The organism is Bradyrhizobium barranii subsp. barranii (genome assembly GCF_017565645.3).
In the GTDB taxonomy this organism is placed as follows: domain Bacteria; phylum Pseudomonadota; class Alphaproteobacteria; order Rhizobiales; family Xanthobacteraceae; genus Bradyrhizobium; species Bradyrhizobium barranii.
Genome location: NZ_CP086136.1, coordinates 4,335,915 through 4,361,421, shown reverse-complemented (window position 1 = coordinate 4,361,421; position 25,507 = coordinate 4,335,915). Strand labels below are relative to the sequence as shown.

Here is a 25,507-nt window from a genome sequence, read left to right as displayed (position 1 = left end):
CCATCGTCGTCATGTTCCGCCTCGGCGGTTCATGACGCGCGCGCTCGCGCGCGTGACAAGCGCCGCAAACACGGGCATACCGGGCCATCCTCCAACTGATGGACCGCCGCGCATGTCCCGATCGCTCCCCGCTCCGTCGCTCGCCCCCTTGATCGCGTCGCTCTGGCTGGCATGTGCCGCAACGTTTGCGCATGCGCAACCGATGAGCGATGTCCATGCGCTGGCGCAAAAGGAGCAGCAGCCGCTGCTCGACACGCTGCGCGACCTCGTCAGCATCGAATCCGGCAGCAAGGACATCGACGGCTTGAACCAGATCGCCGAGCGCGTTGCCGGCCAGCTCAAGCAGCTCGGTGGCACGGTGGAGATATTGCACCCCACCGACGTCTATCGCCTCGACGACACGCCCGAGACAATCGGCCCGGCCGTGCACGCCGTGTTCAAGGGCACCGGCAGCAAGAAGATCATGCTAATCGCCCACATGGACACGGTGTACCTGAAGGGCATGCTGAAGGACCAGCCGTTCCGCGTCGACGGCGACAAGGCCTACGGCCTCGGCATTGCTGACGACAAGCAGGGCGTCGCGCTCATTCTCCATACCGTGGCGATGCTCCAGAAACTCAATTTCAAGGATTACGGCACGCTCACGGTGCTCACCAATGGCGACGAGGAGATCTCCTCGCCCGGCTGGCGCAGCACCATCACCAAATTCGCCGCGGATCAGGACGTGGTGTTTTCGTTCGAGGGCGGCGGCACCGACGGCACGCTGCGCCTTGCCACCAGCGGCATCGGCTCGGCCTATCTTACGGTGCATGGCAAGTCCTCGCACGCGGGCGCTCGGCCTGAGGGCGGTATCAACGCGTTGTACGAGCTCTCGCACCAGGTGCTGCAGATGAAGGACCTGTCCAAGCCCGAGCAGGGCCTGAAGCTGAACTGGACGGTCTCGAAGGCCGGCACCAACCGCAACGTGATCCCGGCCGACGCCTCGGCCCAGGCCGATGCGCGTGCGCTCAAGGTCGCCGATTTCGATGAGTTGCAGAAGGCGCTGCAGGAGAAGATCAAGAATCGCCTGCTGCCCGACTCCAGGGTCGAGCTGAAATTCGAGGTGCGCCGCCCGCCGCTGGAGGCCAACGACGCCTCGCGCCGCGTCGCGGCCTACGGCAAGACGATCTATGGGGAGATCGGACTGTCCCTCAAGGTCGACAAGAAGGCGACCGGCGGCGGCACCGACGCCGCATTTGCCGCGCTCAAGACCAGCGGCGCTGTGGTGGAAGGCATGGGCCTGTCAGGCTTCGGCGCGCACTCCAACGATGCCGAATATGTGCAGATCAACAGCATCGTGCCGCGGCTTTATCTGGCCACGCGCATGATCATGGACCTGTCCACGGGCAAGCTGAAATAGCCCGCCGCTCGCGGGGCTCGACGATCAGCCCTGACCAAGGGAGGGAGCAGCAACGGCTCCCTCCGCCAGCCGAAACCGCAGCGTGAACTCCGCGCCGCCGCCTGGAAGATTTTCCACCGCCACCGTCGCGGCATGATCGTCCGCGACCCCGCGCACGATCGAGAGCCCGAGGCCCGCACCGTCGCTGCGCTGGCGGTCGGCGCGCCAGAAGCGCTGGAAGATCAGCTCGCGCTCGGTCTCCGCGATGCCAGGGCCGCAATCGCGCACGCGCACCGAACCGTCCTCGCGCACCTCGACGTCGACGGCGGTATCCTTCGCCGTGAACTTGATGGCGTTTTCGGCGAGGTTGAAGATCGCGCGCTGGAGCATCTCCGCATTGCCGTGGATCAGCACCGGTGCGTCGGCGCCCTTCAGCGCGATGTCCTTGTGCTGCGCGATCGCGAACGGCGCGATGGAGCCGACCACCTCGGCGCAGACGGCGCGCAGGTCCGCGGTCTCGCCGGGATCGAGCACCAGGGTGTCGAGCTCGGCGATCTCCAGCAGCTGGGCGACGATGCGGCTCATGCCTTCGATGTCATCGTGCAGCGCCTTCCTTGCGGCGCCATCGCCCAGCGTCTCGATCCGCGTGCGCAGGATCGTGAGCGGCGTGCGCAACTGATGCGCGGCATCCGCCGTGAACTGCCGCTGCACCCGAAAACCGTCCTCGAGCCGGTCGAGCGCCTGGTTCACGGCGGTGACGAGCGGCATGATCTCGCGCGGGATCTGTTCCGTCGGCAGGCGGATGTCGGTGCGCGCCGGCCCGATATTGCTGGCCTCCTCCGAGGCCTTCCACAATGGCGCGATGGCGCGGCGGAAGATGATGATGTCGGCGGCGAGCAGGATCAGCAGGATCGGAATGGTGATCCACCCGACCCGGCGGAAGAAGTTCGAGATGATGTCGTCGATGATGACGTCGCGATGCGCCAGATCCTCGGCCACGCGGATGCGCACGATCTTGCCGTCGATGATGCGGGTGACGCCGGCGCCGGAAATCGTCTCGGAAAGTGTCGGCGGCGCCGACGCTGCCGCTCCCGTCTTGCGGCGGGACGAAAACAGCAAACGGCCGTCGGCATCGCGGATATCGTAGAGATAGCGGCCGTAGGCTTCCGAGTAGAGGCCCCGCAGGCTGTCCGGCAGGTTGAACGTCAGCAGGCCGTCCGGCGCCGCGACAATGCGCTCGGCCAGCACCTCGGCCTGCGCCCGCATGGCTTCGCGGTGCAGCTGGTCGACTTCGGAATTGAGCAGCCAGAACAGCACCAGCGGCAGGAAGATCGCGACCACCGCGACCGCCACGATGTGCATGAACACGATGCGCCAGATCAACGATTTGAATGTCGGCGATCTGCCATAGGCCCCGGCGGCGGCCAAGCTATTTCTCCTCGGACATGAGATAGCCGACGCCGCGGATGGTGTGGATCACGACCTTGGCGCCGTGTTCAGTGAGCTGCTTGCGCAGCCGCGAGACGTAGACCTCGACCGCGTTGGAGGCGACCTCGCCTTCGAGCCCGAAGATGTGGTCCTCGACGTTCTTCTTCGGCACCACCCGCCCCTGCCGGCGCAGCAGGATCTCCAGCACCGAGGTCTCGCGCGCGGAGATGATCCGCGGCTGGTCGTCGACGAAGATCTGGCGGCTCTCGGTGTCGTAGACGAGATTGGCGAGGCGCAGCGAGCGGCCGAGCAGCTGGCCGGGCCGACGCAGGATGGCCTCCAGCCGCGCCACCAGCTCCTCCATGGCGAACGGCTTTGCCAGATAGTCGTCGGCACCGCTGCGCAGGCCGCTGACGCGGTCCTGCAGGCCGCCGCGCGCGGTCAGCACCAGCACCGGCAGCGGCTCCATCTGCCGGCGCAGCTCGCGCAGCACCGACAGGCCATCGCCGTCGGGCAAGCCGAGGTCGAGGATCATCGCAGCATAGCTGACGCTGCTGACCGCCTCGCGTGCCTCGGCCGCGGTGCTCACGATGTCGCTCTGGTAGCCGGCGGCCGACAGCCCGGCGGCAACGAGCCGCGACAGCTCGACATTGTCCTCGACGATCAGAAGGCGCATCGCAGTCCCGCCGGATGTTCCGGTGCAATCACGGCTCGCGCCGCATCTTCGCTCTCTTCCACCATTCCGGCCGCCTCGGCCAGCGAAAAAGCGCGTGGCAAGCTAGCCCGCGCCCCTGTCAGGTTCGTGTAAGCCGACCTGGGCGCGTTCCCATGATGATTTACTCGATCACCTCGTCCGCGCCGGCAATGACTGCTGCGGAGAACGGATGGCCGAGCAGTTTCGCTGCCTTCAAATTGACAACGAGCTCCACCTTCGTGACGAGTTGAACCGGAAGATCAGAAGGCTTCTCGCCCGACAGAATGCGTCCGGCATAGATACCCGCGCGACGGTGCGACTGCATGAAATCTCCTCCGTAGCTCATCAAGCCTCCAGCCACGGGAAAGTCTCGGGTCTGCGTGATTGCGGGCAATTGATATTTCATCGCGAGAGCCGCCAGCCGGGCACTGCGAAATGCAAAATAAGGGTCGGAGGTAAACACAACTCCGCCTGGCCCGTCCCTGGCAACGGCCGCGAACACGGATTCAAATTCATCCTCCTTGCTTGCGCTATAGATCTGCAGTTGAACCCGCAGGGTTTCTGCGGCCGCCTGAAGCTTCTGCAATTGTGATGGTGCGGTCGGACTTGTCGGGTTGGCGACCACCGCCAATCTGGTCGCCGTGGGCAACAGGTCGCGCATCAGCTCAAGCCGCTTTGGCGAAACATCGACGCTCAGGCTCGATACCCCCGTGATATTTCCGCCCGGCCGCGACAGGCTGTCCACCACGCGTAGCTGAACGGGGTCGCCGCCCATCTCGAACACGATGGTCTTGGTCGTACCCGTACCCTTCGCGGCAAGTGCCACGGGAGCCCCGCCAGGAGCCACGATCAGGTCTACATTTCTGGCGACCAATTCGGCAGCCAGGGCTGGCAATCGAGAATATTGTCCGGCGGCCCACTGAAAGTCGATCGCCACATTGCGCCCCTCGACGAAGCCGGCTTCCTCCAGTCCCTGCCGGAAAGCCTCAAGTCGACTGCCAAAGAGCTCGGGTGACTCCGGGCAAAGATAGCCAATGACCGGCATGGAGGGCTTCTGCCCATACGAGACGGTCGTCCACGTCGCGGCGCCTGCCATCCAAAGAAGAAAATCGCGCCGTCTGGGACGTCTGCGTAGCGTTACTGCTTCAGGGTTGGCGCACCTCATGCCTACGGACCCGCTGCCGCCAGCCGTTTGCCGGAGCATAGCCCCGGATACCCAAACAGTCTCTAGCGGATTGTGCCAGGCATCCCGCGGCCACTCGGCTGGAGAGCCTCGAAGGATATTCCGAAGACTGGAATGGCTTCGTCAAATCCTTTGATCTCGCGGCCCCCGAGATCCTCAACGGGCCGCCTGCCCTTGACGTCGGCGGCGACTTTGGCGTCGATCAGGATTTCCTTGTCTGCGGCAGATGCGCACAGCCGGGCCGCAAGATTCACGACGCTTCCAATGGCGGTGTAGTCGAGCCGGTCCTCGTATCCGATCCGGCCGACAGTCGCCGGCCCGCTGGCAAGGCCGATTCCGAAACCAATGTGGTAGCCACGCGATCGCCAGCCGGCGATGAGGGCTTGCACGTTCGTCTGCATGTCGATGGCGAGATCGATGGCTCTCAATGCAGGCTCTACGACCGGGACAGGTGCGTTCACCAGCACCATCAGTCCGTCTCCGGAGAAATTGATCAGCGTTGCCTCGAATTTCGTGATGACCCTGCCAAGGCTTTCATAATATTCCGACAATACGCTCATGACGTCCTCGGGCGCGGCGCCTGCTGAAAACGCGGTGAACCCCCTCAAATCGCAGAAGACAACGACGACTTCCGTACGGCGGCCGTCCAGCACGCTGTCATCGCCGGCTCGATCGACGAGATCGGCGACCTGGGGGGCAAGGAACCGCTTGAGCTTGGCGATGCGCTCCTGGTGCTGCTGCGCCAGCGCCAGCTCGGACGCCATTCTGTTGAAACTGTTTGCAAGACGCTGGAACTCGTCCCCGGTGTGGATTGAGATGCGGTGGTCAAAGGACCCGGCACCAATCCTCTCCGTGCCCTCCTCGAGCAGCTTGATCGGCTCCGTCATCCGGTGCGCCAATGCATAGGCAAGAATGCCTGCGAGCATGGTGCTGATTGCGAGGAGCATTGCCGTCCGCCACAGGGCGGAATAGATCGGCGCGTAAGCTTCGGATAGCGGCTGCACGACCACGACTGTCCAGTCGGGGCCCTGTACGGGAGCAGCGCTGGCGGCAACATAGTGTCCTTGCGCATCCCGGCTCGTTGCGAAGCCCGCTTTCGACCCTATCGCGTCCCGCACAGCCCGAAATGGCTTGGAGGTTGCTTCCTCCGCCCCGCGGAGCACGAGGCTGATGTCGGGATGGGCGATCAGGCGACCCGATCGGTCCAGGACGAAGGCGGAGCCGGTCTTTCCGACCTTGATCGCCGAGATCACGTCCCAAATCAGCTTGAGGTTCACTTCGGCTATGACTGCGCCGACAGCCGGCCGGTTGCCGGCAATCCCGACCGTCAAGTACGGTTCGGAGCCTCGATTGTAGCTGACGTCGCTGAACCAGATCTGAGCTGCGCGGGCACCAACCAGGGCGGGATCGGCTGATCGGTCCGTGCGGCTCTCGATACGATTGAGGCCGATCCGCGAGATGTAGAGACGCTCCAGGCCATTGCCGTCGAGGAGTGTGAGACTGACGATGGCGGGCGCTTGTCGAAGCAGGCGCAACGCGTCGGTCCGCCGGCGTTCGTCGAACTCGTCACTCCATGGAAGCTGAACCAGCCAGCCAAGCTGACTCGTGATGCCGTGGATGAAATCGTGAATTTCGGCGGCCGCGGATGCGGACTGGAGGCTAAGCCACTGGTCGAGCCTCGCGCGCTGATCGCGATAGCCGAACCACGCTTCAATAACGCCGTTGAATGCAAGTGGGATCGCGACAGCCACGAAAAGCGCGAACAGATATTTATGAAAAAGGCCGCGAAACCGATCCTGAGGAATCATGATCCGGTCTCCTGATAATCACATAAATACAATGAGCCAGAATAACATGTCGCTCCGCCGTCGGGTGGAGTTCATTCGAACCCGAGCGTACCGGTGCACCCTTCGCGCTTTCTAGGGCGGACCAGCCACGCGGTCCGGCGACAAATTGGCGCCATGGCTGAATTGTCCGCCGATGTCAGCCTCCGGCTGACTGGCCTTCGCGCCGCACGCCGGCTTTTGACCACCCTAAACGGGCGTTGCTGCCGGGCAGACGTAGCATGCGCCGCAGCCACGTTGATCTAGGTCAAGCATCACCCCCGCCTTTGGCCTCACGTCATGTTCAGCCCCATTTCAGGCGGCGACGTCGCCTTTCAGTTCACCGGCGCCCGGCAACTTCCGGCTCGGCGTCGCATTCTTCCAGTGGCCTCCTCTCCCTCCTGATCCTGCAGCAGGCTTACTGGGGGTTCGTCGACGAGGACCTTGCTCATGATAACAATTCCAGAACTGACGTCCCAGGCGCTCGGTGCGTTCCTCATCTCGGAGACAAAAGGCCGCTTCGGCTCATCGCATGCCAGCTTGCCGGAATTGCTCCCTTACGCGGCGAAGCTGGCCCTGGAATGTATCGGCAACAGCGATGCATTGTATCACAACGTGGAGCACACCCTGTTGGTCACGCTGGTGGGGCACGACATCCTGATCGGCCGCTCACTTCTGAGGCAAACCACGGCCAGCGATTACGCTCACTTTATCCTGGCCTGTCTGATCCACGACATCGGCTACGTTCGGGGCGTCATCTACGGAGACCAGGAGGGCGCCTATGTCGTTGATGGTACCGGCCGAACGGTTGAGTTGCCGGTCGGCTCCTCCGATGCAGCGCTTGCGCCCTATCACGTCGATCGCTCAAAATTGTTCGCGGTGGAGCGCCTCGACGCAGTCGACCAGATCGACGCCGCGCGCGTTGCCCAGGCCATCGAATATACCCGCTTTCCCTATACAGACGCACCAACGAGCGAACTCAAGGATGATCTGGACGAGGAAGAAGGTTTGTTGCTGCGCGCCGCTGATCTGATCGGCCAGCTCGGCGATCCCAACTACATGAAGAAATCAAATGCGCTCTTCTATGAATTCGAAGAGATAGGGCTCAACAAATCGCTCGGATACGCCACACCCGCGGACGTGGTGCACAAATATCCGCAGTTCTACTGGACCAAGGTCGCACCGCAAGTCCCGACGGCGATCCGTTATCTGAACGTAACGTCGAGCGGAAGGCAATGGATCAGCAACCTGTATGGCAATGTCTTCCGCGCCGAGCGAGAGGTTAGACTGTCTGGTCCGCAGCTGTAGATCGGCGTTCACCGCCTTGGCCTTCCGCCGAAAACATCTGGCGGGCCCGCGTCGGCCATGGCCTCGCGATTACAGTACGCATCGTCAAAACCTCATGTTCAGGGAGGGCGACAGCATGGCAAGAGCTCGCAGGATGACGCGGCGCCCTACCATCCTGCGCCCGCTTCATTCAAAATTGAGCATTCCGCGCATTATCGGTTGTTTCAATTCCATTTACAACCTAGTCACGCTTGAGCGGTTCATCATCGACGGGCGCGCCGCGCGGAAGTCCGCTGCGGCACCGGGGATCCAGTCACATGAAGCGAAAGCTTGTTTGGAGCAGCGCGCTGAGCCGGATCGTTTTTGCTCTCGCCGCAACGATTTTCATCGCATCGGAGAGCCGTGCGCAGTCCGGACAATCGAAGAGTACCGGTGCGATTTTGCCGGATGTCGCGATGCTGATTCATGGACCGTTCGGTGAGGACTCGTACAAGCTGACCAGTACAGCGGATGATTCCGTCACACTCGAAGAGTTTGGCGACCGGCGCATGCGTCTTGAGATACGTTAGATTCCAGACAAGAAATGCGTCTTTCTTTCCACAAGTCAGGAGAAGGATGGGTTCAACGTCGTGCAATTGGATTTTACGAAGTTCGACGGGACTTATCAGCTGTGGGAAGCTTGCCGCGGGCCGGCCGATGCTCCGCCTGACAACAGGTGCACCTATTCTCTTCATTTCAGTTCGCAGAAGCGGGCATTCTGTAATTCGCGGCGTCCTCAGTTGGACTCCGACGTGAGCAAGATGCCGTTTCCCGATGAAGCCTGCCAGCCGTACGCGCTCGGTGCGCGAGCAAAGAAATTCTACACCAAATACATCGATGCCTTCGAGCGCATCAAGGAGCAGTGCGGGGGTAACAGCCGATGACCGACGGCGAACAGAAGCTCCTGATCGCGCTTGTTCTGATGGTCAACCAGCATCTGGACGAGTACGGCGACGAAGTGGACTCCATTTCGGTGTCTGCTGGCGAACATGCGATTGAAGCGTTGGCGGATTATGGCCTGATGGAGGTCGTCAACACGCGGTTCGGCCGATGGACGGATGCGGGTAAGCAGTTTCGCCGAGACGTCGCGGGAATACGCGATCCGCAGCCGATCGATTATCCGGGGCAGATACGATTGGTCGGGAAGTCGGACCCGGAGGCCGACTGATGGACGCCGGGCAAGCCCGCCGTCCCACCAGCCGGGATAGTACTAGTACAGTGCCGCAGAAAAGCGGCCCTGAGCTTAGTCAGTTGCTCGCTCGTTGCTCCCAGCTCTGCGTCGGCTCGATCTGTGAGCAAGTCGACGTAGGCAATCGGCTGATCGAACTGGCTCGCTGTGAAGTCGTACCGCCGTCCTTCGATCCGATTGTAGAAATGATCGCCCGCCGGCAGAGGCGTTTTCAGCAGCTCGCCGCCGAAGAGTTCGTGAACGAGCAGCGCCGTGACGTTGCACTGCCCTGCCGCCGGATTGCTCGCCGTCCATAGGCTGGAAGTCGACAGCGACCATGCCTTGCGCAGCGTGCGTTGAACCTCATCGGGATCGAAGCTCATCGTCACCTCACGTGATCGGCACCGAAGCGCCAATTTCGGATTATGCGATGTTGGTTTTTGCCACTGTTTTGCCCGACGTGTCAAACGGGTTCGCTGCTGGGTTGAGCCCCAACTCCATCCACCCGTCATTGCGGGCGTAGCGACTTGTCCGCCGAAGCCTCGGCGAAGGCGGAAGCAATCCAGAGTCCATCCGCGGTGACAGTCTGGATTGCTTCTTCCCAAAGGCTCTTCGCAATGACGATGCGGGAACGGACGCGCGGCAAATGACGATGTCATTCCAGATGCCGCGATCAGGCAAAATCGCCGCGTTGGCCCCGGTCGCGCGACGATTGCCCCTTCCCGCTGATTTGCCCCGACGCGTCAAGCTGTTGGCAGCATTCACAGGGCGGCCTGCCCTGACCCTGCTTCTACTGTGCATGGGGTTGTTTTTCATATTTTTGTTTGGGCGGCCGCTGGCGGCAAAGAAAAAGCCCGGCCTCGCGAACGAGGCCGGGCTCTGTTGTCTTGCGACGTTTCGAATGATCAGCCGCGGGTGCGCGAGCGGATCATGAAGCTGTCGTAGGTGTATTCGGCGACCTGCCACCACAGATATTCGTCGGAGCGGTAGGCCTGCATGGCGTCGATCGACTTCTTGAAGTCGGGGTTCTTGGCCGAGATCTCGCCCCACAGCTCGTTGGTCGACTTGAGGCAGGCCTCGAGCACTTCGTTGGTGAAGGGACGAAGCTGGGTGCCGCCGGCGACCAGACGCTTCAGCGCCGCCGGGTTCTGCATGTCGTAGCGCGCGGCCATCCAGCTGTTGGCGTTGGCCATCGCATTGGTGAGGATCGCCTGGTAGTTCTTCGGCAGCGAATTCCACTTGTCCAAATTGGTGAAGGCGTGGACGGTCGGACCGCCTTCCCAGAAGCCGGGATAGTAGTAGTACTTGGCGACCTTGGCGAAGCCGAGCTTCTCGTCATCGTAGGGACCGACCCACTCGGCGGCGTCGATGGTGCCCTTCTCCAGTGCCGGATAGATGTCGCCGCCGGCGAGCTGCTGCGGCACGACGCCGACCTTCTGGAGCACCTGGCCGGCGATGCCGCCGATGCGCATCTTGAGGCCGGAGAGGTCCGCAACGGTCTTGATCTCCTTGCGGAACCAGCCGCCCATCTGGGTGCCGGTGTTGCCGCAGGGCTGACCGATCACGTTCGACTTCTTGAAGAATTCGTTGCCGAGTTGCTCGCCGCCGCCCTGGTACCACCAGGAGTTCTGCTGGCGCGCGTTGAGGCCGAACGGCACCGAGGCGTAGATCGCCCAGGTCGGGTCCTTGCCGACATAGTAGTAGGAGACGGTGTGGCACATCTCGACCGTGCCGTTCGAGGTCGCGTCGAGCGCCTGGAGGCCGGGGACGATTTCGCCGGCGGCGAACACCTGGATCTGGAATTTGTTGTCGGTCATCTCGGCGACGTACTTCGCCAGTTGCTCGCCACCGCCATAGATGGTGTCGAGCGACTTCGGGAAGCTCGACGTCAGGCGCCACTTGATCTCGGGCATGGACTGCGCGATCGCCGGCGAGGCCACCGCGGCGGTCGCCGCCGCGCCTGCTGCCGACACTTTCAGGAAATCACGACGCTTCATCTTCAGGTCTCTCCTTGTTGGGGCGTTTCCCCTAAACTTCCTCGTTGTCGCCGCTCGTTCCGGCGACGCGTTTTTGTCGCGTCGAACCGAAGGGGCTTGACTGCCGTGGCCTTTAACACGGAAGCCCCGCTTTCGGAACGCGACAATGGCATGACGGGGCTCTACGAAAGTCGCATGTCCCCAAAAGACCGGCTCAGGCCGCGGCGATAACGCCTTTGAGCTGGTCCCGAACCTGCCCCGCAATGGCGCGATAGATCGCCGCATGAGGGCCGTCCGGCTCGCTGTCGACCACGGGATTACCGCCATCCGAGGTGGCGCGAATCGCCATGTGCAGGGGGATCTCGCCCAGGAACGGTACCCCGAGCTTCTCGGCCTCGTGGCGCGCGCCGCCATGGCCGAAAATATCCGATTTCGTGCCGCAATGCGGGCACTGGAAGTAGCTCATGTTCTCGACGATGCCGAGCACGGGCACGTTGACCTTCCTGAACATCGCAAGCCCCCGCCGTGCATCGATCAGGGACAGGTCCTGCGGGGTCGAGACGATCACGGCGCCCTTGAGCGGTACATTCTGCGCCAGCGTGAGCTGGGCATCGCCGGTGCCCGGCGGCATGTCGACCACGAGCACGTCGAGGCTCCCCCATGCGACGTCGCGCAGCATCTGCGTCACCGCCGACATCACCATGGGACCGCGCCAGATCATCGCGGTCTCTTCCTCCACCAGGAAGCCGATCGACATGATGGCGAGGCCAAAACGCTTGAGCGGAATCATCTTGCGCTCGCCGTCCAGCGCCGGCTTCTCGTGGAGGCCCGTCAACCGCGGCACCGAGGGGCCGTAGATGTCGGCATCGAGCAGCCCGACCCTGAGGCCGAGGTCGCGCAGGCCCAGCGCCAGGTTGAGCGCGGTGGTCGACTTGCCGACGCCGCCCTTGCCCGAGGCAACCGCGATCACGGCAGCGACACCCGGAATCTCGGACTGGCGAGCCATCGGCGATTGAGCGCCGCCCTGCGGCGGCGGCTTGTGGGCGTGGACCGGCTGCACGCCCGGCGTGCCCCGGCTCGGCGTTGGCGGCGGAGGCGGTGCGGCGCCCGGCTTGCGCTCGGCGGTCAGCGCCACCATCACGGTGGTGGCGCCGGGAATGGCGCGCACGGCGGCTTCGGCTTCGGCCCGGACGGATTCCCAGGCCCGCGCCTCGGCGGCATCGACGTTGATCGAGAAGAACACCTTGCCGTCGGCCGCGCTGATCGCGCTCAGCACATTGGCATTGGTGAGCGCGACCCCGCGGGGCGACTTGATCCTGGCGAGGCTGTCGAGAACCTGTTGCTGCGTCACGCTCAAAGCGCATCTCCTGAACAGAGCATGATCCGGAAAGGTGTGGAGCGGCTTTCCGATCAGATCACGCTCAAGGCTTGAGGATGCCCCATTAGAGCGGAAACGGCCAAAAGGCTACTGCTTGCCGATATCGTCAGCCATCTCCGCGGGGGCTGCCCCCTGCTCCGCAGCGGCCTCGTAATTGAGCTCGATCATGACCCCATTGGGGTCGTGGACGAAGATCTGCCAGAGGTCGCCGCCGGGCACCTGGCGGGAGTCGAATTTCATGCCCTTGGACGTCAGCCGCTGCTTCATGCCGTCGAACCCGCGGCTGACGAAGGCGACATGGTGGACAACGCCGGAATCCGGCTTTTGTGGCTCCGAGGTCGGGGAAATATCGACGAGGTGCACCACCGCCTTGCCCTCGCTGTACATCCAGGCCCCCGGGAAGGCGAAATCGGGCCGGGCGCCCTTTTCCAGGCCCAGCACGTCCTCATAGAAGCGGACCGTCTCGGCCAGATTCCGGGTCCGGATGTTGAAATGATCGAGGACACCAACGCTCACGCCGCCCATGCTTTCGCTCCCTTTTTTTTTATGTAGGACCTTAAGTCCCGCCATCCTAGCACAGGCGGCTGCCAAACGAAGCCGTTGCCCTCTGGCCTCAAGGGTTTATGGTGCGCTCCTAATCCGCCCTCATAGCGGAACCAGGCGCCCCCTCGCCCGGCAAAAACCGTAAAACCCAAACTACGGACAAGGTACCACACATGGCTAAAGTCGCTTTCCTCGGTCTCGGCGTGATGGGCTTCCCCATGGCCGGACACCTCGTGAAAAAAGGGGGCCATGAGGTCACCGTCTATAACCGCACCGCGGCCAAGGCGAAGGAATGGGCGGACAAGTTCGGCGGCAAGACCGCAGCGACCCCGAAGGCCGCGGCCGAGGGCCAGGATTTCGTGATGTGCTGCGTCGGCAACGACAATGATCTGCGCGCGGTCACGATCGGCCCCGACGGCGCGTTCGCCGGCATGAAGAAGGGCGCGACCTTCGTCGACCACACCACCGCCTCCGCCGAGGTCGCACGCGAGCTCGACGCTGCCGCCACCAAGGCCGGCTTCAAATTCATCGACGCTCCCGTTTCCGGCGGCCAGGCCGGCGCCGAGAACGGCGTGCTGACGGTGATGTGCGGCGGCGCGCAGGACGCCTATTCCGGCGTCGAGCCGATCATCACGGGCGCTTATGCGCGGATGTGCAAGCTGCTCGGGCCCGCCGGCTCCGGCCAGTTGACCAAGATGGTCAACCAGATCTGCATCGCGGGTCTGGTCCAGGGCCTCTCCGAGGGTATCCACTTCGCCAAGAAGAGTGGCCTCGACGTCGCCGCCGTGATCGAGACCATCTCCAAGGGCGCAGCGCAGTCCTGGCAGATGGAGAACCGCTACAAGACCATGAACGAGGACAAGTATGATTTCGGCTTCGCGGTCGAATGGATGCGCAAGGACCTCTCGATCTCGCTGGCCGAAGCCCGCCGCAACGGCGCCAATCTGCCGGTGACCGCGCTGGTCGACCAGTTCTACGCCGAGGTCGAGAAGATGGGCGGCAAGCGCTGGGATACGTCGAGCCTGCTCGCGCGCCTTAACCGCTGACACCTGTCGAACTGATCCCGCCTTGCTGATCGCGATCGCCGTCATCTTCGTTCTGGCCTATGCGGCGATCGCGCTCGAACACCCACTCCGGATCAGCAAGAGTGCCACGGCGCTGATCGGCGCCGGGCTGCTCTGGGCGATCTACGCGGCCACGATCGGCGACCACGCCATGGTCGGCCGGCAGATCGACGAATCCGTCGTTTCCACCGCGCAGATCGTGTTCTTCCTGATCGGCGCGATGACCATCGTCGAGGTGATCGACGCCCACGACGGTTTCGAGGTCATCACCTCCCGCATCAGCACGACGAGCCAGGTCCGCCTGATGTGGCTGATCGGCTTCGTGACCTTCTTCCTCAGCGCGATCCTGGACAATCTGACCACCACCATCGTGATGGTCTCGCTGATCCAGCGGCTGATCGCCAGGCGCGACGACCGCCTGCTGTTCGCCTCCCTCATCGTCATCGCCGCCAATGCCGGCGGCGCCTGGACCGTGATCGGCGACGTCACCACGACCATGCTGTGGATCGGCGGGCAGATCACGCCGCTGAAGATCATGGGCTCGGTGTTCCTGCCCTCGCTGGTCAATCTGCTCGTGCCGCTCGCCTTCATCAGCCTTCTGGTGAAAGGCAAGTCCATCGCGCCGCCGCCCAAGGACGACGGAGTTCAGCTCGTCGGGTCGTTCGAGCGCAATCTGATGTTCTATCTGGGGCTCGGCGTATTGATCGCCGTGCCGGCCTTCAAGGCGGTCACGCACCTGCCGCCCTTCATGGGCGTGCTGCTCGGGCTCGGCATCGTCTGGCTGGTCGGCGAGGTCGTTCACCGCGACAAGGACGAGCATGTCCGCCGTCCGCTGACGCTCGCGCATGCGCTGACGCGGATCGACATGAGCTCGATCGTGTTCTTCCTCGGCATTCTGCTGGCGGTCGCCTGCCTCGAACATGCGGGCCTCCTGTCGATGCTGGCGCGCTGGCTGGAGGCGACGATTGGCCGCCAGGACGTCATCGTCGTCGTGCTCGGCCTGCTCAGCGCCGTCATCGACAACGTGCCGCTGGTGGCGGCGACCATGGGCATGTACGACCTCGGCCACTACCCGCCCGACAGCTTCCTCTGGGAATTCATCGCCTATTGCGCCGGCACCGGCGGCTCGATCCTGATCATCGGCTCGGCCGCGGGCGTCGCCGCCATGGGGCTCGAGCGGATCGAGTTCCTCTGGTACGCCCGCCGCATCGCCATCCCCGCGCTCGCGGGCTATCTGGCGGGCGCGGTGGTCTACGTCGCCCAGCATGCGGCACTGCACTGACCGGCACTGCCCGCGTTCAAAATTAACGCCGGGTTAACGTAATTCTTTAGCTCCTTAAGTCACCTCTTAAGGATTTCTTGCCAGAGATAGACAATGCAGAAGGCCCGCCTTTGCGCGGGCAGGAATGTTGTTGTTCGATGAGTAAACCCGCTGAAAAGCCAGAGGTCGTACAGCTTCCGGCCGAGCCGGTGAGCGCGCCATCGGCGAGCAGCCGACGGGCTGCGTCGCAGCGGGTACGCGAGGCGCGCGACAAGTTAACGTCGACCAGCGGAACCCGGCCGGCTTTCGACGCCGAGATGCTGCGCCAATATGCCCAGACGCGGCTGTCGGCCTCCTATGTCGTGATGCTGCTGGTGGTCGCCACCGGCGTGCTGTTCGGGCTGTGGATGCAGCCGATCCCGGCCGCGGCCTGGACCGCCGGCATGCTCTGCATCCACGCCGCGATGATCCGCAGCTGCCACCGTTTCCTGGCAGAGGCCCCCTCGCCCGCGGCGACGCGCACATGGCGGACGCACTTCGTCGTGCTCGACCTGCTCTATGGCCTGTGCTGGATGGCGATCCTGATCCATCCCGTGCTCGACATGGTCACGGAAACGCTGATGATGTTCCTGATGCTGCTGGTGATCGCAGTGTCGAGCATGCTGGCCGCCAATCTGCCGATCGCCGCCCTTGCCGCCACGGCGCCGGTCGCGGTCGCGATGGCGCTGAGCTTTGCAATCACCGGCGCGCTCGACAATTACATCCTGGCGGCGCTCGCGCTCGCAGCCGAAGGCTATTTCGTGCTGCTGGCGCACCGCCTGCACTCCTCGACCTTCGCCACGCTCGAGGCACGCGCCGAGAAGGACGCGCTGATCGGCGAGCTCGAACAGGCCAAGGCGATCTCGGACGAAGCGCGCCACCGCGCCGAATCCGCCAACGTCGCAAAATCGCGCTTCCTCGCGCAGATGAGCCACGAACTGCGCACGCCGCTGAACGCGATCCTCGGCTTCTCCGAGGTGATGAAGAGCGAAATTTTTGGCGCACACGCGGTGCCGGTCTACAAGGAATATTCCGCCGACATCCATAATTCCGGCGTGCACCTGCTCAACCTCATCAACGAGATCCTCGATCTGTCGCGGATCGAGGCTGGCCGTTACGAGCTCAACGAGGAAGCGGTGTCGCTGGTCGGCATCGTCGCCGACTGCCATCATTTGATGAAGCTGCGCGCCTCGAGCCGCGGCATCACCATCCACGAGGTATTCGAGCAGGCCATGCCGCGGCTCTGGGCCGACGAGCGGGCGATCCGCCAGGTCGTGCTCAACCTGCTCTCCAACTCGATCAAGTTCACCCCGCAAGGCGGCGAGATCTGGCTCAAGGCCGGCTGGACCGCTTCGGGCGGGCAATATCTCTCGGTGAGGGATTCCGGCTCCGGCATCCCCGAGGACGAGATCCCGATCGTGCTCGCCTCGTTCGGCCAGGGCTCCAACTCGATCAAGTCGGCCGAACAGGGCGCAGGGCTCGGCCTGCCCATCGCCAAGAACCTGATCGACCTGCATGGCGGCACATTCACGTTGAAATCGAAGCTGCGCATCGGCACAGAAGTGATCGTCACCTTCCCGCCGGAGCGCGTGATGAGTGCGCTGGCGCCGATGTCGGACGATTCTCCGCCGCTCCAGCCGGACAGTTCCGCGGTGCCCGACGAGAAGCGCCGGCCGCGCCACAAGCCGATCATGAGCGCTGGTACGGGCTCTTAACGAGATGCTTGCAGACATGCCCGACGATCCCCCACTATGGCCACATGAGCAAAGAAACGCCGTGCGTCGCCGTCTGCATGATCGATCCCAAGACGAGGCTGTGCTTCGGCTGCGGCCGGACCTTGCCGGAGATCGCGCGCTGGCACGCCATGGAGAGCACGGAACGGCTCGCGGTGATGGCGCTATTGCCCGCACGCATGGCGGATGCGGGTTTGCAGCCGATCGCGGGATCGCCGAAACGCGCCTGACCGCCCTGCGTCGCCTCGGAGGCGCGCAATGATCCGCTTCCTGCTCGTTCTCGTCATGCTCGCCGGCACGGCCGGTGCCGTCGTCGCCTATGGCGATCCCGACCGGATCGCGCGCGCGAGCAACAAGGTCTCGCACATGTTTCGCGCGCAGATCGCCTCCCCGGCCCCGGCCGTGCAGATCCAGCGCGGCCAGGGTGGCGAATTCGCGCTGCGCGCGAAGATCAACGGCGTCGCCGCTCCGATGGTGATCGATACCGGTGCGACCTCGGTGGTGCTGACCTGGGAAACCGCGAAAGCGATCGGACTGCCGCTCGAGATGCTCGAATACGACGTCGATCTCGAAACCGCGGGTGGCCACACCAAGGCAGCCCGCCTTACGCTCGACCGTCTCTCCGTCGGCCACCTCGTCGAAAAGTCGGTGCCGGCCCTCGTCGTGCCGCGCGGGCAGATGAAGACCAATCTGCTTGGCATGAGCTTCCTCGACCGCCTGGAGAGCTGGGGTGTGCGCGCCGACAAGCTGATGCTCACCGGCTACCCGGAATTGCCCGATCGCCGCGCGCTCCGATAATTCGCTTCGCTGCGCGCCTCATGCGCACGATCAAGGCCCAATCAGCCGGGACTGCCTGAGCCGCACAACGCGATCGGCGCTTGTCAGATCGCCCTTGGCCGCTCTGGCGCCAGTCAAACTGACGGAGCCGCTCCATCCAGGCAGCCCCGATTGATCCAGTCCGCGAGGCCACCTTTGCGCCAGCGCGCTGCGCAACATCGGCGCGGCTGCCAGCCAACCGCCTAACCCGAGCCCCCGCGAACAATCCATCGATGTGGCATTTCCTCCATTTACAAACCGCCTAGTCGGTTTATAACGGTCCCATTCCCGGATCGGGGTTGGACAAGGCTGCTCCGTGAGGTGCGGCCAAGTGGGAGATTGAGAGTCATGACTGCCAGAGCCGCCTTACGCCGCACGATGCGCGCCCTGCCCTTTGCCGCGGTGTTCGCCGCGAGCAACGCCTGCGCTGCCGACTTGTCGCCGCGCTACGCCGCGCCCTCCTCGGCCTACACTGCGCCGCAGCCGGTGTACTCGTGGACGGGTCTCTATGCGGGCTTCAACGCCGGCTACGCAGAGAGCGGCGACGACGCGTTCAATAATCTCGTCGGCATCAGCGGCGGGAAGGTCAAGGGCGCCGTCGGCGGCATGCAGATTGGCTACAACTACCAGCTCTCGCCGATGTTCGTGGTCGGCATCGAGAATGACTTCGAGGGCGGCGACATCAAGAACCACGACGCGCTCAACAGCGCCGCGGTGAGCATCCCCTGGTACATGACCGGCCGCGCCCGCGCCGGCATCGCGACGATGGATTCACGGCTGCTGTTCTTCGGGACCGCGGGTCTTGCCACCGGCGAGTTGAAAGACGGGCCGATCAACAAGATGAAGATGGGCTGGACCGCGGGCGGCGGCGTCGAATGGGCGTTCCTGCCGAAATGGTCGGCCAAGGCCGAATATCTCTACACCGAGTTCAAGCACGACGATCTGCCGGACTGGAACGCCGCGAAATTCCACACCTTCCGCGTCGGCGTGAACTATCATTTCGATCTGCTCCGCTGAGACGGATCGACGAGGAGCCGGATTTTGCGATCCGGCTCTTCACCCGTTTGGGCTAGGCCGCGGCCTCCGCCGGAGCGCGCGCACCGACACGCGCGATCGCATCGCGCAGCACGTCCACACCGGCGCCCGGCTTCACCCCCTGCTCGGCAAGATGGCGGCGGAAGGCGCGCGCGCCGGGCACGGCGTGGAACGCCCCGACGAAATGCCGCGTGATCGCATGCAGCCGCGTGCCCCGCGCAAGCTGCTGCTCGATATAGGGCATCATCGCTTCGAGCGCGTCCTGCATCGTCGCATGCGGCGCCGCTTCGCCGAAGATGTCTTGATCGACGGAGAGCAGCCGCCATGGCTCCTGATAGGCGGCGCGGCCGAGCATCACGCCGTCGACGTGCTCGAGATGCGCTTTCGCCTCGTCGATATCGGGGATGCCGCCGTTGATGATGATGGGCACATCAGGCATCGCGCGCTTGAGGCGATAGACGCGGTCATAGTCGAGCGGCGGGATGTCGCGGTTCTCCTTCGGCGACAGACCGTTGAGCCAGGCCTTGCGGGCATGCACGATCAGCGCATCGCAGCCTGACGCGACCACTCCACGCGCAAGCGTATCGAGCGCGACCTCCGGATCCTGATCGTCGATGCCGATGCGGCATTTGACGGTGACGGGAATGGAAACCGCGCCCTTCATCGCGTCGACACATCGCGCCACAAGCTCCGGCTCCGCCATGAGGCAGGCTCCAAAGCGGCCATCCTTCACACGATCCGACGGGCAGCCGACATTGAGGTTGATCTCGTCATAGCCGAACTCTTCGCCGATCCGCGCGGCCTGTGCGAGCTCGCGCGGATCCGACCCGCCAAGCTGAAGCGCCACCGGATGCTCGACCGCGTCGAACCCGAGCAGCCGCTCCCGGTCGCCATGAATGATGGCGCCGGTCGTCAGCATCTCCGTATAGAGCAGCGCCCGCCGCGTCAGATGGCGATGGAACACCCGGCAATGCCGATCGGTCCAATGCGGAGCTGCCCTTTGTAGCTGCCGTTGTCGTTCTTGGTGACGTATCCGATTGCGGTCATGGTCTTTGTCCTTTGTTCGCGAGGAGCCGATCCCCTCGCGATGGCTGGACCGTGATGGGAAGCGAAACGCCTTCGAACCCGCGTTCACGCGGGGCGTAGCGCATGCGGAGCACCTGAGCCGATGGCTTTTTTGGAGCGAAGCGGCCGCGAGGAGCCGGACTTGTCCGGCGGGGAAAAAAGCTATGCGAGCGAGGGTTTGGCAGGCGGAGCCCTTCCCATAGGTCACTCAGCCACGCGCAGGGAGATCGGACCCGCTAACACAGAAGGACAAAGGCCGACGCACGTCGGAATGTCTCGAGACGATGGCGCTCGAGGGCTACCGCAGTCTCTCATCAGTGCCTCGGCGTCGACATCATCCCCAACCGCGCCAAGGCCGCCGAGACCCGCTCTGACGTTCGTGACATGCCCCGGCGTATCGCGATCGCTACAGGTTGGACCTGCTCCGGCGAAACAGCAGCAAAGACCATGTGAACCTCGCCCTGGCAGCGCCAACCTCCGGCCTGCCAGCTCTGCCGCATTCTCGGCCGGGCGGCCGGCGAGGACGACAACAGCGCTCGTCGCCTTGATCAGGAAATCCACCGACTGACGCCAACGGTCTCCGCCAGCATCGGTCGCGGGGCCCTCTCGTCACGGCTTTCTCTTAAAGGCGTCCTGCGAGCACGGAGCCGCGTGTTGGAGACGGCTCACTTAGGATCGCCTTCTCTTGGGACTGCCTTCTCTTGAGATCGCTGTCTCATGGGGCAGCCGTTGCCTGGAATTGCCGCGGCAGCGATGCGACGGCATCGGTCGCTCTTCTCATGCAGCGCTATCTTCTCGAACAACGTCGAGCGACTCGAAAAGCGCGATCAAGCCGCCTCACTGTCAATCTTTCAAAACAGTGTTACACTTTTTTCTGTGCATACCGATTCCCGGTTTGCATCCATTGAGGATTGACGGAGGGCATATGGCTAAGAAAGCGAAGAAGGCAAAGAAGACCGTCGCGAAGAAGGCGAAGAAGGCCGCCAAGAAAAAGTAGTAGGTCTTCGGGCATCGAGACCCGCTTTCGCTCCCGCCAGAGGCACGCCCCTGAGGCATTTGGCCTTTGTGGACTTGCCACCTGATTGATCTCACGGCGATGGCTGGAACGATAGCTCGTCGTTAAGCCGGATCGTAGACGCGCCGGGCGCGATACGATCCGGCTTTGGCGTTTTGGCAATAGAGCATTGCAGGCTGCGTCAGGACGGCGTCGCTCTTTCCAGCCAATCAGAGCTTGTTCACGACGATCGTGAGGCACGACAGCAGTACCGCCGTTGACGTCAGTGCCGAGACGCTCACCACGACCTGAGCAACGCAAATACGCCTGAGCTTCACTGCATGCGGTTCGGGAAACGCCTTGAAGGGATCAACCATGGTCGGCTCCATGATGCGCTGCACGCGCTCTGCTTGGACCCTCCAATAGGCTGAGTCGTCAGAATCGCTTCCGGCTAAATTTCCACCTCGCCCGATTGACTCCAAGGCGACTCGGACACCGCAGAATTCGGGCGCAAATTGCGTCCTTGCGCCCGAATCGAGAGCGTCAAGGGCTGGTAAACAAAGGGTTAATCATCTCGCAGGCGCGGGCCGAGATAGCGATTATTTGGCGTCCTAATGACCGATCGGAAACGCCATGTAGCGCGGCACACAGGCGGCGGCCGCACGCGGCTCATCGAGGGCGCGGCTCAGGGCGCCCTCGCCTTCGCTGCGGCCGCTCGGTTGTCTTCGCTGAACGCGAGCAGAAAATCGGCGGCCTTGGAGGCTTTGCTTGCGGCCCGAAAAATTGCGCGGCTGTCGCTGCGGAGCACGTCCAGCCATGAACCGAGATAGTCGGCATGCCGGACCGTCGGCTTGATGGAGAGCGCGGCGCAGACAAAAGCGGCGGTCAACTCGGCGACCAATTCCTCATGGGCGTAAGGTTTCGAGCCGAAGGTACCCGTGAGGTCGCGGTTCAACCGGTTGGGATGGCCGGTCCAGTGTCCGAGCTCATGAAAGAGCGTCCGATAGAAGTTGATCTGCTCGAAGAATGCCGGCTGTGGCAGGATGTGAACGGTATCTGCCAGCGGCAGATAGAATGCGTCCGCGCCGCCGATGCGGATATCGGCAAGCGTTGCCTTGGCGAGCGCCTCGGCCTGCGGCACGAGCTGCCGCTCGGGCAGTTCGGGTGACGCGAGGCTGAGATCGGCCGGCAATTGGTCGCATTGATCCAGATTGAAAACCGTGTAGCGGCGCAGGAAGGGAATACTTGCCTCCCCCTCCTCCGCCTGCCCCTCTGTGCCTCGACGCGCAGAATCTTGCGCGCGCTTGGGGACGAAGCGGTCGGCATAACAGACCGTCGTGCCATGCTCTCCTTTGCGTACGGTGCCGCCGAGGGCTGATGCCTGATTGAAGGTGAGCCACCTTTGAGAGGTGAAGCCGGATTCAAACATCTTGCCCCACAGGATCAGGATATTGATCCCGGAATAGGGATTGCCGGTCGCGGCATTGCTGGGCAACGCAAACGCCTTGCTCTCACCACTCGCGCCCCAGGGTCGCGCCCATGGGAAGGTGCCGGCCTCCAGGTCGGCGATGATGTGCGAGGTGATTTCTTCGTAGAGGCTCGGTTTGGTCGCTGTCGTGCAATCAATCTTGCGGCCCTTGGCCATGATGATCTCCATCCACTCTTCTTCCGCAACCTGCCCCCGGAAGGCGGGGTGGGCGGCGAAGAGCGACCGGAAAGCCCCGAACGCCTGAGGTGGGCCGCACCGGAACGGCCGGAGCGCGAGCGGAGGACCGCGCCATTATCATGATCGTCCTGGAGGAGCAGAGAGGGGCGCGGTTGCGGCTCACCGGTTCGGGGCTATGCGGGAGCGCCGCCCACCCCGTCTTCGGGGGTAAAAACAAGCGCAGGCCGCTTGCGGCCGGCTTCATCAAAGAGCGCCTCCGGCGACAATTCTGCTGTGTGGATTATCGCGTCAAGTCACTCGTCAGATTTGGAGATATCGGACGACGACTCCATCATGGTCCTACGCCAGGGATTGAAGCCCGCAGGCCGAGACCGAAAGGGCTCGGTTCATATGTGGACGGCCCCCGACTTGCAAGGACGGTTCTAGCAGCTTGCTCGGATCGCTTGCGCTCATATGTCCGGCCTGTTTTCGGGTCTTACGACCACCGGCCAAGATGGGCTCCGCGGACAGTGAGATCCAAATACGAGAGCGGCATTTTCTGCCGGTAAACCGAGCGGAGCATTTTACTAACCGGCTCGCGCCGAACGTACCACCTCTTACTATCCTGCAAGTTCCGCCCTTAGTGTCAAACCTGCCGGTCTGGCGCCAAGCTCTGCTTTTCGTTCAAGTCTCTGTCGGCATCGGCATGACGCTGCTTGCAGGTCGATACCGCTCGCGGCTGACCATCAGTTTCCAGGCAATCCGCGCCAGCTTGTTTGCCAACGCTATGGCCCCTAGCTTCAGCGGCTTGCGTGCGATGATGTCTTTCAGCCAGGGCCAGGAGCGAGTTTCCGTCGGCGCATATCCGCGATCACAGCCGTCGCGCCAGCCACCAAAACGGTTCGCAACAAACCTGCCCGCGCCTCAACTTACGCCGTAAAAACCAGCTGCTCTGTCCCGTCAACGCCATGCAGCTGAAATACAATCTTCGACGTATCCAGGCCGATGCGAACAATCGTTTCCACGGGCGGCTTCTTCGTTTGAGGTCAGCGACGACCTCATCTTGCCACGCAGTGTGGCGGAGGGGGGCCGTCTCCCCAACACGAGAGACCGCTGCTGGCCCTTGGCCGCACGCGTCTACGCGCAAACACCACTCCAGCCAGTCGTGAACCACTATGTGGCGTCATCGGCGATGATGACACCGAATTGCTGCGCGCCTCGTGGGGTGGCGCCGTCAGCGGGGCCTTTTCTGAGAGAACGTCGTGACGAGGAGAAAGTACACCGGTCGCTACCGACACGCACTGCCGGCGCTCGGCCTCACTAATGGAAGGTCGGCATGGCAAAATTGACGTCCGCGCGAATGTCTGTGGGCCATCGTGTCGTAATCGTCTTCAATTGCGTGTAGAAGCGCACTCCCTCTGGACCGTGGATATGATGACCACCGAACAGAGAGGCCTTCCATCCTCCAAAGGAATGGAAAGCCATGGGAACGGGGATAGCAACATTGACCCCCACCATGCCGACGCGTATCCGATGCGCGAATTCACGCGCTGCTTTCCCATCACGGGTAAAGATCGCAGTACCGTTGCCAAATTCGCTTCGATTGATCAGGCTGGCGGCAGCTTCGAAGCTTTCCGCACGCACGACGCAAAGCACTGGTCCGAAGATCTCTTCTCTGTAGATCGTCATGTTCGGCTCAACTTGGTCGAAGAGAGAGCCCCCAATAAAATACCCCCCTTCGTGACCCTGCATCTTGAAACCACGACCGTCGACCAGCAGGTTTGCGCCCTGGGTCACGCCCGATTGGATGTAAGCGCAGACCCTCTCTAGATGCTGTTTTGTTATCAATGGCCCAATCTCAGCGTCAGGATCGGTCGCCGGTCCGATCCTGAGCGCACGCACCCTGGGGGCCATCCGCGCGATCAATTCGTTAGCCGTATGTTCGCCGATTGGCACCACCACGGAGACCGCCATGCAACGCTCGCCTGCCGCTCCATAGGCCGCTCCCATCAAGGTATCTGCAACCTGATCCAAATCCGCATCGGGCATGACGATCATATGGTTCTTTGCACCACCTAGCGCTTGACAGCGCTTTCCGAAGCGGGCTGCGGTCTCGTAGACGTATCGAGCGATCGGCGTCGACCCGACGAAACTCACTGCCGCAACATCCGGGTGTACTAAGAGTGCATCGACCGCTTGTTTATCGCCCTGAACGACATTGAATACTCCTGGCGGAAGGCCGGCCTCGGTTAGCCACTCGGCGAGCAGGATCGCGGCAGAAGGAACGCGCTCCGAAGGTTTCAATATGAAGCAGTTACCGCAGGCAAGAGCGACTGGAAACATCCACATGGGGACCATCGCGGGGAAGTTGAACGGCGTAATCCCTGCAACGACCCCAATCGGCTGTCGGACCGAATGACTGTCAACCCGTGTTCCGACGCTTTCGGTAAACTCCCCTTTCAGAAGCTGCGGGGCACCGGTCGCGAACTCAACAACTTCAATGCCTCTTTGCACTTCGCCCATCGCATCAGCGAGCACCTTGCCATGCTCCGCGCTAATCAGAGCTGCCAGGCGTTCTGCCCTTTCCTCCAGAAGCCGCAAGAACTTATTGAGAATTCGTGCTCGCCGCAGGGGAGTAATCTCCGACCAGATCGCGAAAGCCGCAGCCGCGCTCGCAACCGCGCGATGAACGTCCGAGCCGGATGCAAGAGGTACCAATCCCGAGTGCTCGCCTGTCGCCGGATTGAAGACCGTTGAGGTCCGTCGCCCCTGACCTATGCACCGCCGCCCATCGATGTAATGGCCAATGTATTTCGCCATACCCACTTCTCCCTACCGTTACATCAGATTGTTCGGCCTGCCGAAGAACACTCCGAGAGCTTCCGTCGACCTCAGCGAGCAACGAAAACCATGAGCCAAGAACTGTATCAGCGACGTCGCAAGTCACGCTCATCGTTT

The 25,507-nt window shown here is 62.9% G+C and carries 23 protein-coding genes and 2 pseudogenes; 11 read left to right on the top strand and 14 right to left on the bottom strand.

What is annotated here, in order from left to right:
- Window positions 1-112 precede the first annotated feature (112 nt).
- Window positions 113-1,399, top strand: a complete 1,287-nt coding sequence (locus J4G43_RS20500; RefSeq protein ID WP_208086095.1) for a M20/M25/M40 family metallo-hydrolase — start codon at window positions 113-115, stop codon at window positions 1,397-1,399.
- A gap of 24 nt (window positions 1,400-1,423) precedes the next feature.
- Here J4G43_RS20500 and J4G43_RS20495 read toward each other — a convergent pair whose 3' ends face one another.
- The 4 genes from J4G43_RS20495 to J4G43_RS20480 all read right to left on the bottom strand — a co-directional run bounded on the left by J4G43_RS20495 (window position 1,424) and on the right by J4G43_RS20480 (window position 6,491).
- Window positions 1,424-2,740, bottom strand: a complete 1,317-nt coding sequence (locus J4G43_RS20495; protein WP_408581445.1) for a sensor histidine kinase — start codon at window positions 2,738-2,740, stop codon at window positions 1,424-1,426.
- Window positions 2,741-2,807: 67 nt separating this feature from the next.
- Window positions 2,808-3,482 carry a response regulator transcription factor gene (locus J4G43_RS20490; protein WP_028146749.1) on the bottom strand — a complete coding sequence of 225 codons (675 nt, stop codon included), beginning with the start codon at window positions 3,480-3,482 and terminating at the stop codon, window positions 2,808-2,810.
- Between the two features lie 160 nt (window positions 3,483-3,642).
- A complete protein-coding gene (locus tag J4G43_RS20485; protein WP_071915177.1) occupies window positions 3,643-4,596 on the bottom strand; it encodes an ABC transporter substrate-binding protein in 954 nt (317 codons plus the stop codon).
- 131 nt (window positions 4,597-4,727) lie between these two features.
- Window positions 4,728-6,491 (bottom strand): cache domain-containing protein, encoded by a 1,764-nt coding sequence (locus J4G43_RS20480; RefSeq protein WP_208086093.1) that lies wholly within the window; start codon window positions 6,489-6,491, stop codon window positions 4,728-4,730.
- 465 nt (window positions 6,492-6,956) lie between these two features.
- Between J4G43_RS20480 and J4G43_RS20475 the strand changes: the two genes are divergently transcribed.
- The 4 genes from J4G43_RS20475 to J4G43_RS20465 all read left to right on the top strand — a co-directional run bounded on the left by J4G43_RS20475 (window position 6,957) and on the right by J4G43_RS20465 (window position 9,000).
- Complete coding sequence (locus J4G43_RS20475; RefSeq protein WP_063984030.1) at window positions 6,957-7,814, top strand: hypothetical protein; 858 nt, start codon at window positions 6,957-6,959, stop codon at window positions 7,812-7,814.
- 296 nt (window positions 7,815-8,110) lie between these two features.
- Window positions 8,111-8,362 carry a hypothetical protein gene (locus tag J4G43_RS20470; RefSeq protein WP_208086092.1) on the top strand — a complete coding sequence of 84 codons (252 nt, stop codon included), beginning with the start codon at window positions 8,111-8,113 and terminating at the stop codon, window positions 8,360-8,362.
- A gap of 222 nt (window positions 8,363-8,584) precedes the next feature.
- Window positions 8,585-8,716 carry a hypothetical protein gene (locus J4G43_RS55330; protein WP_256461571.1) on the top strand — a complete coding sequence of 44 codons (132 nt, stop codon included), beginning with the start codon at window positions 8,585-8,587 and terminating at the stop codon, window positions 8,714-8,716.
- A complete protein-coding gene (locus J4G43_RS20465; RefSeq protein ID WP_208086091.1) occupies window positions 8,713-9,000 on the top strand; it encodes a hypothetical protein in 288 nt (95 codons plus the stop codon). The genes J4G43_RS55330 and J4G43_RS20465 overlap by 4 nt, the downstream gene beginning before the upstream one ends.
- Here the strand turns inward: J4G43_RS20465 and J4G43_RS20460 are convergent.
- The 4 genes from J4G43_RS20460 to J4G43_RS20445 form a co-directional block, all read right to left on the bottom strand.
- Window positions 8,949-9,383: a YunG family protein gene (locus J4G43_RS20460; protein ID WP_225004997.1), complete on the bottom strand. Its 435-nt coding sequence runs from the start codon at window positions 9,381-9,383 to the stop codon at window positions 8,949-8,951. The two genes, J4G43_RS20465 and J4G43_RS20460, sit on opposite strands and share 52 nt — an antisense overlap.
- Before the next feature lie 522 nt (window positions 9,384-9,905).
- Window positions 9,906-10,997 carry a TRAP transporter substrate-binding protein gene (locus J4G43_RS20455; RefSeq protein ID WP_014496209.1) on the bottom strand — a complete coding sequence of 364 codons (1,092 nt, stop codon included), beginning with the start codon at window positions 10,995-10,997 and terminating at the stop codon, window positions 9,906-9,908.
- 193 nt (window positions 10,998-11,190) lie between these two features.
- Window positions 11,191-12,333, bottom strand: coding sequence for an Mrp/NBP35 family ATP-binding protein (locus J4G43_RS20450; protein ID WP_208086090.1), 1,143 nt, complete (start codon window positions 12,331-12,333; stop codon window positions 11,191-11,193).
- A gap of 108 nt (window positions 12,334-12,441) precedes the next feature.
- Window positions 12,442-12,879, bottom strand: coding sequence for a VOC family protein (locus J4G43_RS20445; RefSeq protein ID WP_063984035.1), 438 nt, complete (start codon window positions 12,877-12,879; stop codon window positions 12,442-12,444).
- A 191-nt stretch (window positions 12,880-13,070) separates the two neighbouring features.
- On the opposite strand from J4G43_RS20445, the gene J4G43_RS20440 reads away from it, so the two are divergent.
- The 6 genes from J4G43_RS20440 (at window position 13,071) to J4G43_RS20415 (ending at window position 18,827) form a co-directional block, all read left to right on the top strand.
- Window positions 13,071-13,943: an NAD(P)-dependent oxidoreductase gene (locus J4G43_RS20440; protein ID WP_208086089.1), complete on the top strand. Its 873-nt coding sequence runs from the start codon at window positions 13,071-13,073 to the stop codon at window positions 13,941-13,943.
- A 22-nt stretch (window positions 13,944-13,965) separates the two neighbouring features.
- On the top strand, window positions 13,966-15,243 hold the full coding sequence (nhaD, locus tag J4G43_RS20435; protein ID WP_208086088.1) for a sodium:proton antiporter NhaD: 1,278 nt from the start codon (window positions 13,966-13,968) through the stop codon (window positions 15,241-15,243).
- A gap of 137 nt (window positions 15,244-15,380) precedes the next feature.
- Window positions 15,381-16,976: a sensor histidine kinase gene (locus J4G43_RS20430; protein WP_166094069.1), complete on the top strand. Its 1,596-nt coding sequence runs from the start codon at window positions 15,381-15,383 to the stop codon at window positions 16,974-16,976.
- Between the two features lie 44 nt (window positions 16,977-17,020).
- Window positions 17,021-17,224: a DUF1289 domain-containing protein gene (locus tag J4G43_RS20425; protein ID WP_028146760.1), complete on the top strand. Its 204-nt coding sequence runs from the start codon at window positions 17,021-17,023 to the stop codon at window positions 17,222-17,224.
- Between the two features lie 28 nt (window positions 17,225-17,252).
- Window positions 17,253-17,792, top strand: a complete 540-nt coding sequence (locus J4G43_RS20420; protein WP_063984038.1) for a TIGR02281 family clan AA aspartic protease — start codon at window positions 17,253-17,255, stop codon at window positions 17,790-17,792.
- Between the two features lie 366 nt (window positions 17,793-18,158).
- Window positions 18,159-18,827 carry an outer membrane protein gene (locus J4G43_RS20415; protein ID WP_208086087.1) on the top strand — a complete coding sequence of 223 codons (669 nt, stop codon included), beginning with the start codon at window positions 18,159-18,161 and terminating at the stop codon, window positions 18,825-18,827.
- Between the two features lie 52 nt (window positions 18,828-18,879).
- Here J4G43_RS20415 and dusA read toward each other — a convergent pair whose 3' ends face one another.
- The 6 genes and pseudogenes from dusA to J4G43_RS20390 form a co-directional block, all read right to left on the bottom strand.
- The gene (gene dusA / locus J4G43_RS20410) at window positions 18,880-19,809 is read right to left on the bottom strand and encodes a tRNA dihydrouridine(20/20a) synthase DusA (protein ID WP_225004996.1); all 930 of its coding nucleotides are present in this window, start codon (window positions 19,807-19,809) and stop codon (window positions 18,880-18,882) included.
- Between the two features lie 1,325 nt (window positions 19,810-21,134).
- A complete protein-coding gene (locus J4G43_RS20405; protein ID WP_155258006.1) occupies window positions 21,135-21,305 on the bottom strand; it encodes a hypothetical protein in 171 nt (56 codons plus the stop codon).
- A gap of 284 nt (window positions 21,306-21,589) precedes the next feature.
- The gene (locus J4G43_RS20400) at window positions 21,590-22,549 is read right to left on the bottom strand and encodes an ArdC family protein (protein WP_208086086.1); all 960 of its coding nucleotides are present in this window, start codon (window positions 22,547-22,549) and stop codon (window positions 21,590-21,592) included.
- Between the two features lie 684 nt (window positions 22,550-23,233).
- Window positions 23,234-23,478: pseudogene (locus tag J4G43_RS20395) on the bottom strand (IS110 family transposase); the annotation flags it as partial.
- Window positions 23,460-23,574 (bottom strand): annotated as a pseudogene (locus tag J4G43_RS56010) (IS110 family transposase); the annotation flags it as partial. The pseudogenes J4G43_RS20395 and J4G43_RS56010, both read right to left, overlap by 19 nt.
- A 295-nt stretch (window positions 23,575-23,869) precedes the next feature.
- Complete coding sequence (locus J4G43_RS20390) at window positions 23,870-25,369, bottom strand: CoA-acylating methylmalonate-semialdehyde dehydrogenase (protein WP_038952573.1); 1,500 nt, start codon at window positions 25,367-25,369, stop codon at window positions 23,870-23,872.
- Between the last annotated feature and the right edge of the window lie 138 nt (window positions 25,370-25,507).

Bases quoted from the DNA above. Each gene is read 5' to 3' on its own strand.
- J4G43_RS20500 (WP_208086095.1), top strand. From the start codon at position 113: ATGTCCCGATCGCTCCCCGCTCCGTCGCTCGCCCCCTTGATCGCGTCG.
- J4G43_RS20495 (WP_408581445.1), bottom strand. From the start codon at position 2,740: ATGCACATCGTGGCGGTCGCGGTGGTCGCGATCTTCCTGCCGCTGGTG.
- J4G43_RS20490 (WP_028146749.1), bottom strand. From the start codon at position 3,482: ATGCGCCTTCTGATCGTCGAGGACAATGTCGAGCTGTCGCGGCTCGTT.
- J4G43_RS20485 (WP_071915177.1), bottom strand. From the start codon at position 4,596: ATGGCAGGCGCCGCGACGTGGACGACCGTCTCGTATGGGCAGAAGCCC.
- J4G43_RS20480 (WP_208086093.1), bottom strand. From the start codon at position 6,491: ATGATTCCTCAGGATCGGTTTCGCGGCCTTTTTCATAAATATCTGTTC.
- J4G43_RS20475 (WP_063984030.1), top strand. From the start codon at position 6,957: ATGATAACAATTCCAGAACTGACGTCCCAGGCGCTCGGTGCGTTCCTC.
- J4G43_RS20470 (WP_208086092.1), top strand. From the start codon at position 8,111: ATGAAGCGAAAGCTTGTTTGGAGCAGCGCGCTGAGCCGGATCGTTTTT.
- J4G43_RS20465 (WP_208086091.1), top strand. From the start codon at position 8,713: ATGACCGACGGCGAACAGAAGCTCCTGATCGCGCTTGTTCTGATGGTC.
- J4G43_RS20460 (WP_225004997.1), bottom strand. From the start codon at position 9,383: ATGAGCTTCGATCCCGATGAGGTTCAACGCACGCTGCGCAAGGCATGG.
- J4G43_RS20455 (WP_014496209.1), bottom strand. From the start codon at position 10,997: ATGAAGCGTCGTGATTTCCTGAAAGTGTCGGCAGCAGGCGCGGCGGCG.
- J4G43_RS20445 (WP_063984035.1), bottom strand. From the start codon at position 12,879: ATGGGCGGCGTGAGCGTTGGTGTCCTCGATCATTTCAACATCCGGACC.
- J4G43_RS20440 (WP_208086089.1), top strand. From the start codon at position 13,071: ATGGCTAAAGTCGCTTTCCTCGGTCTCGGCGTGATGGGCTTCCCCATG.
- J4G43_RS20430 (WP_166094069.1), top strand. From the start codon at position 15,381: ATGAGTAAACCCGCTGAAAAGCCAGAGGTCGTACAGCTTCCGGCCGAG.
- J4G43_RS20425 (WP_028146760.1), top strand. From the start codon at position 17,021: ATGAGCAAAGAAACGCCGTGCGTCGCCGTCTGCATGATCGATCCCAAG.
- J4G43_RS20420 (WP_063984038.1), top strand. From the start codon at position 17,253: ATGATCCGCTTCCTGCTCGTTCTCGTCATGCTCGCCGGCACGGCCGGT.
- J4G43_RS20415 (WP_208086087.1), top strand. From the start codon at position 18,159: ATGACTGCCAGAGCCGCCTTACGCCGCACGATGCGCGCCCTGCCCTTT.
- J4G43_RS20400 (WP_208086086.1), bottom strand. From the start codon at position 22,549: ATGGCCAAGGGCCGCAAGATTGATTGCACGACAGCGACCAAACCGAGC.
- J4G43_RS20390 (WP_038952573.1), bottom strand. From the start codon at position 25,369: ATGGCGAAATACATTGGCCATTACATCGATGGGCGGCGGTGCATAGGT.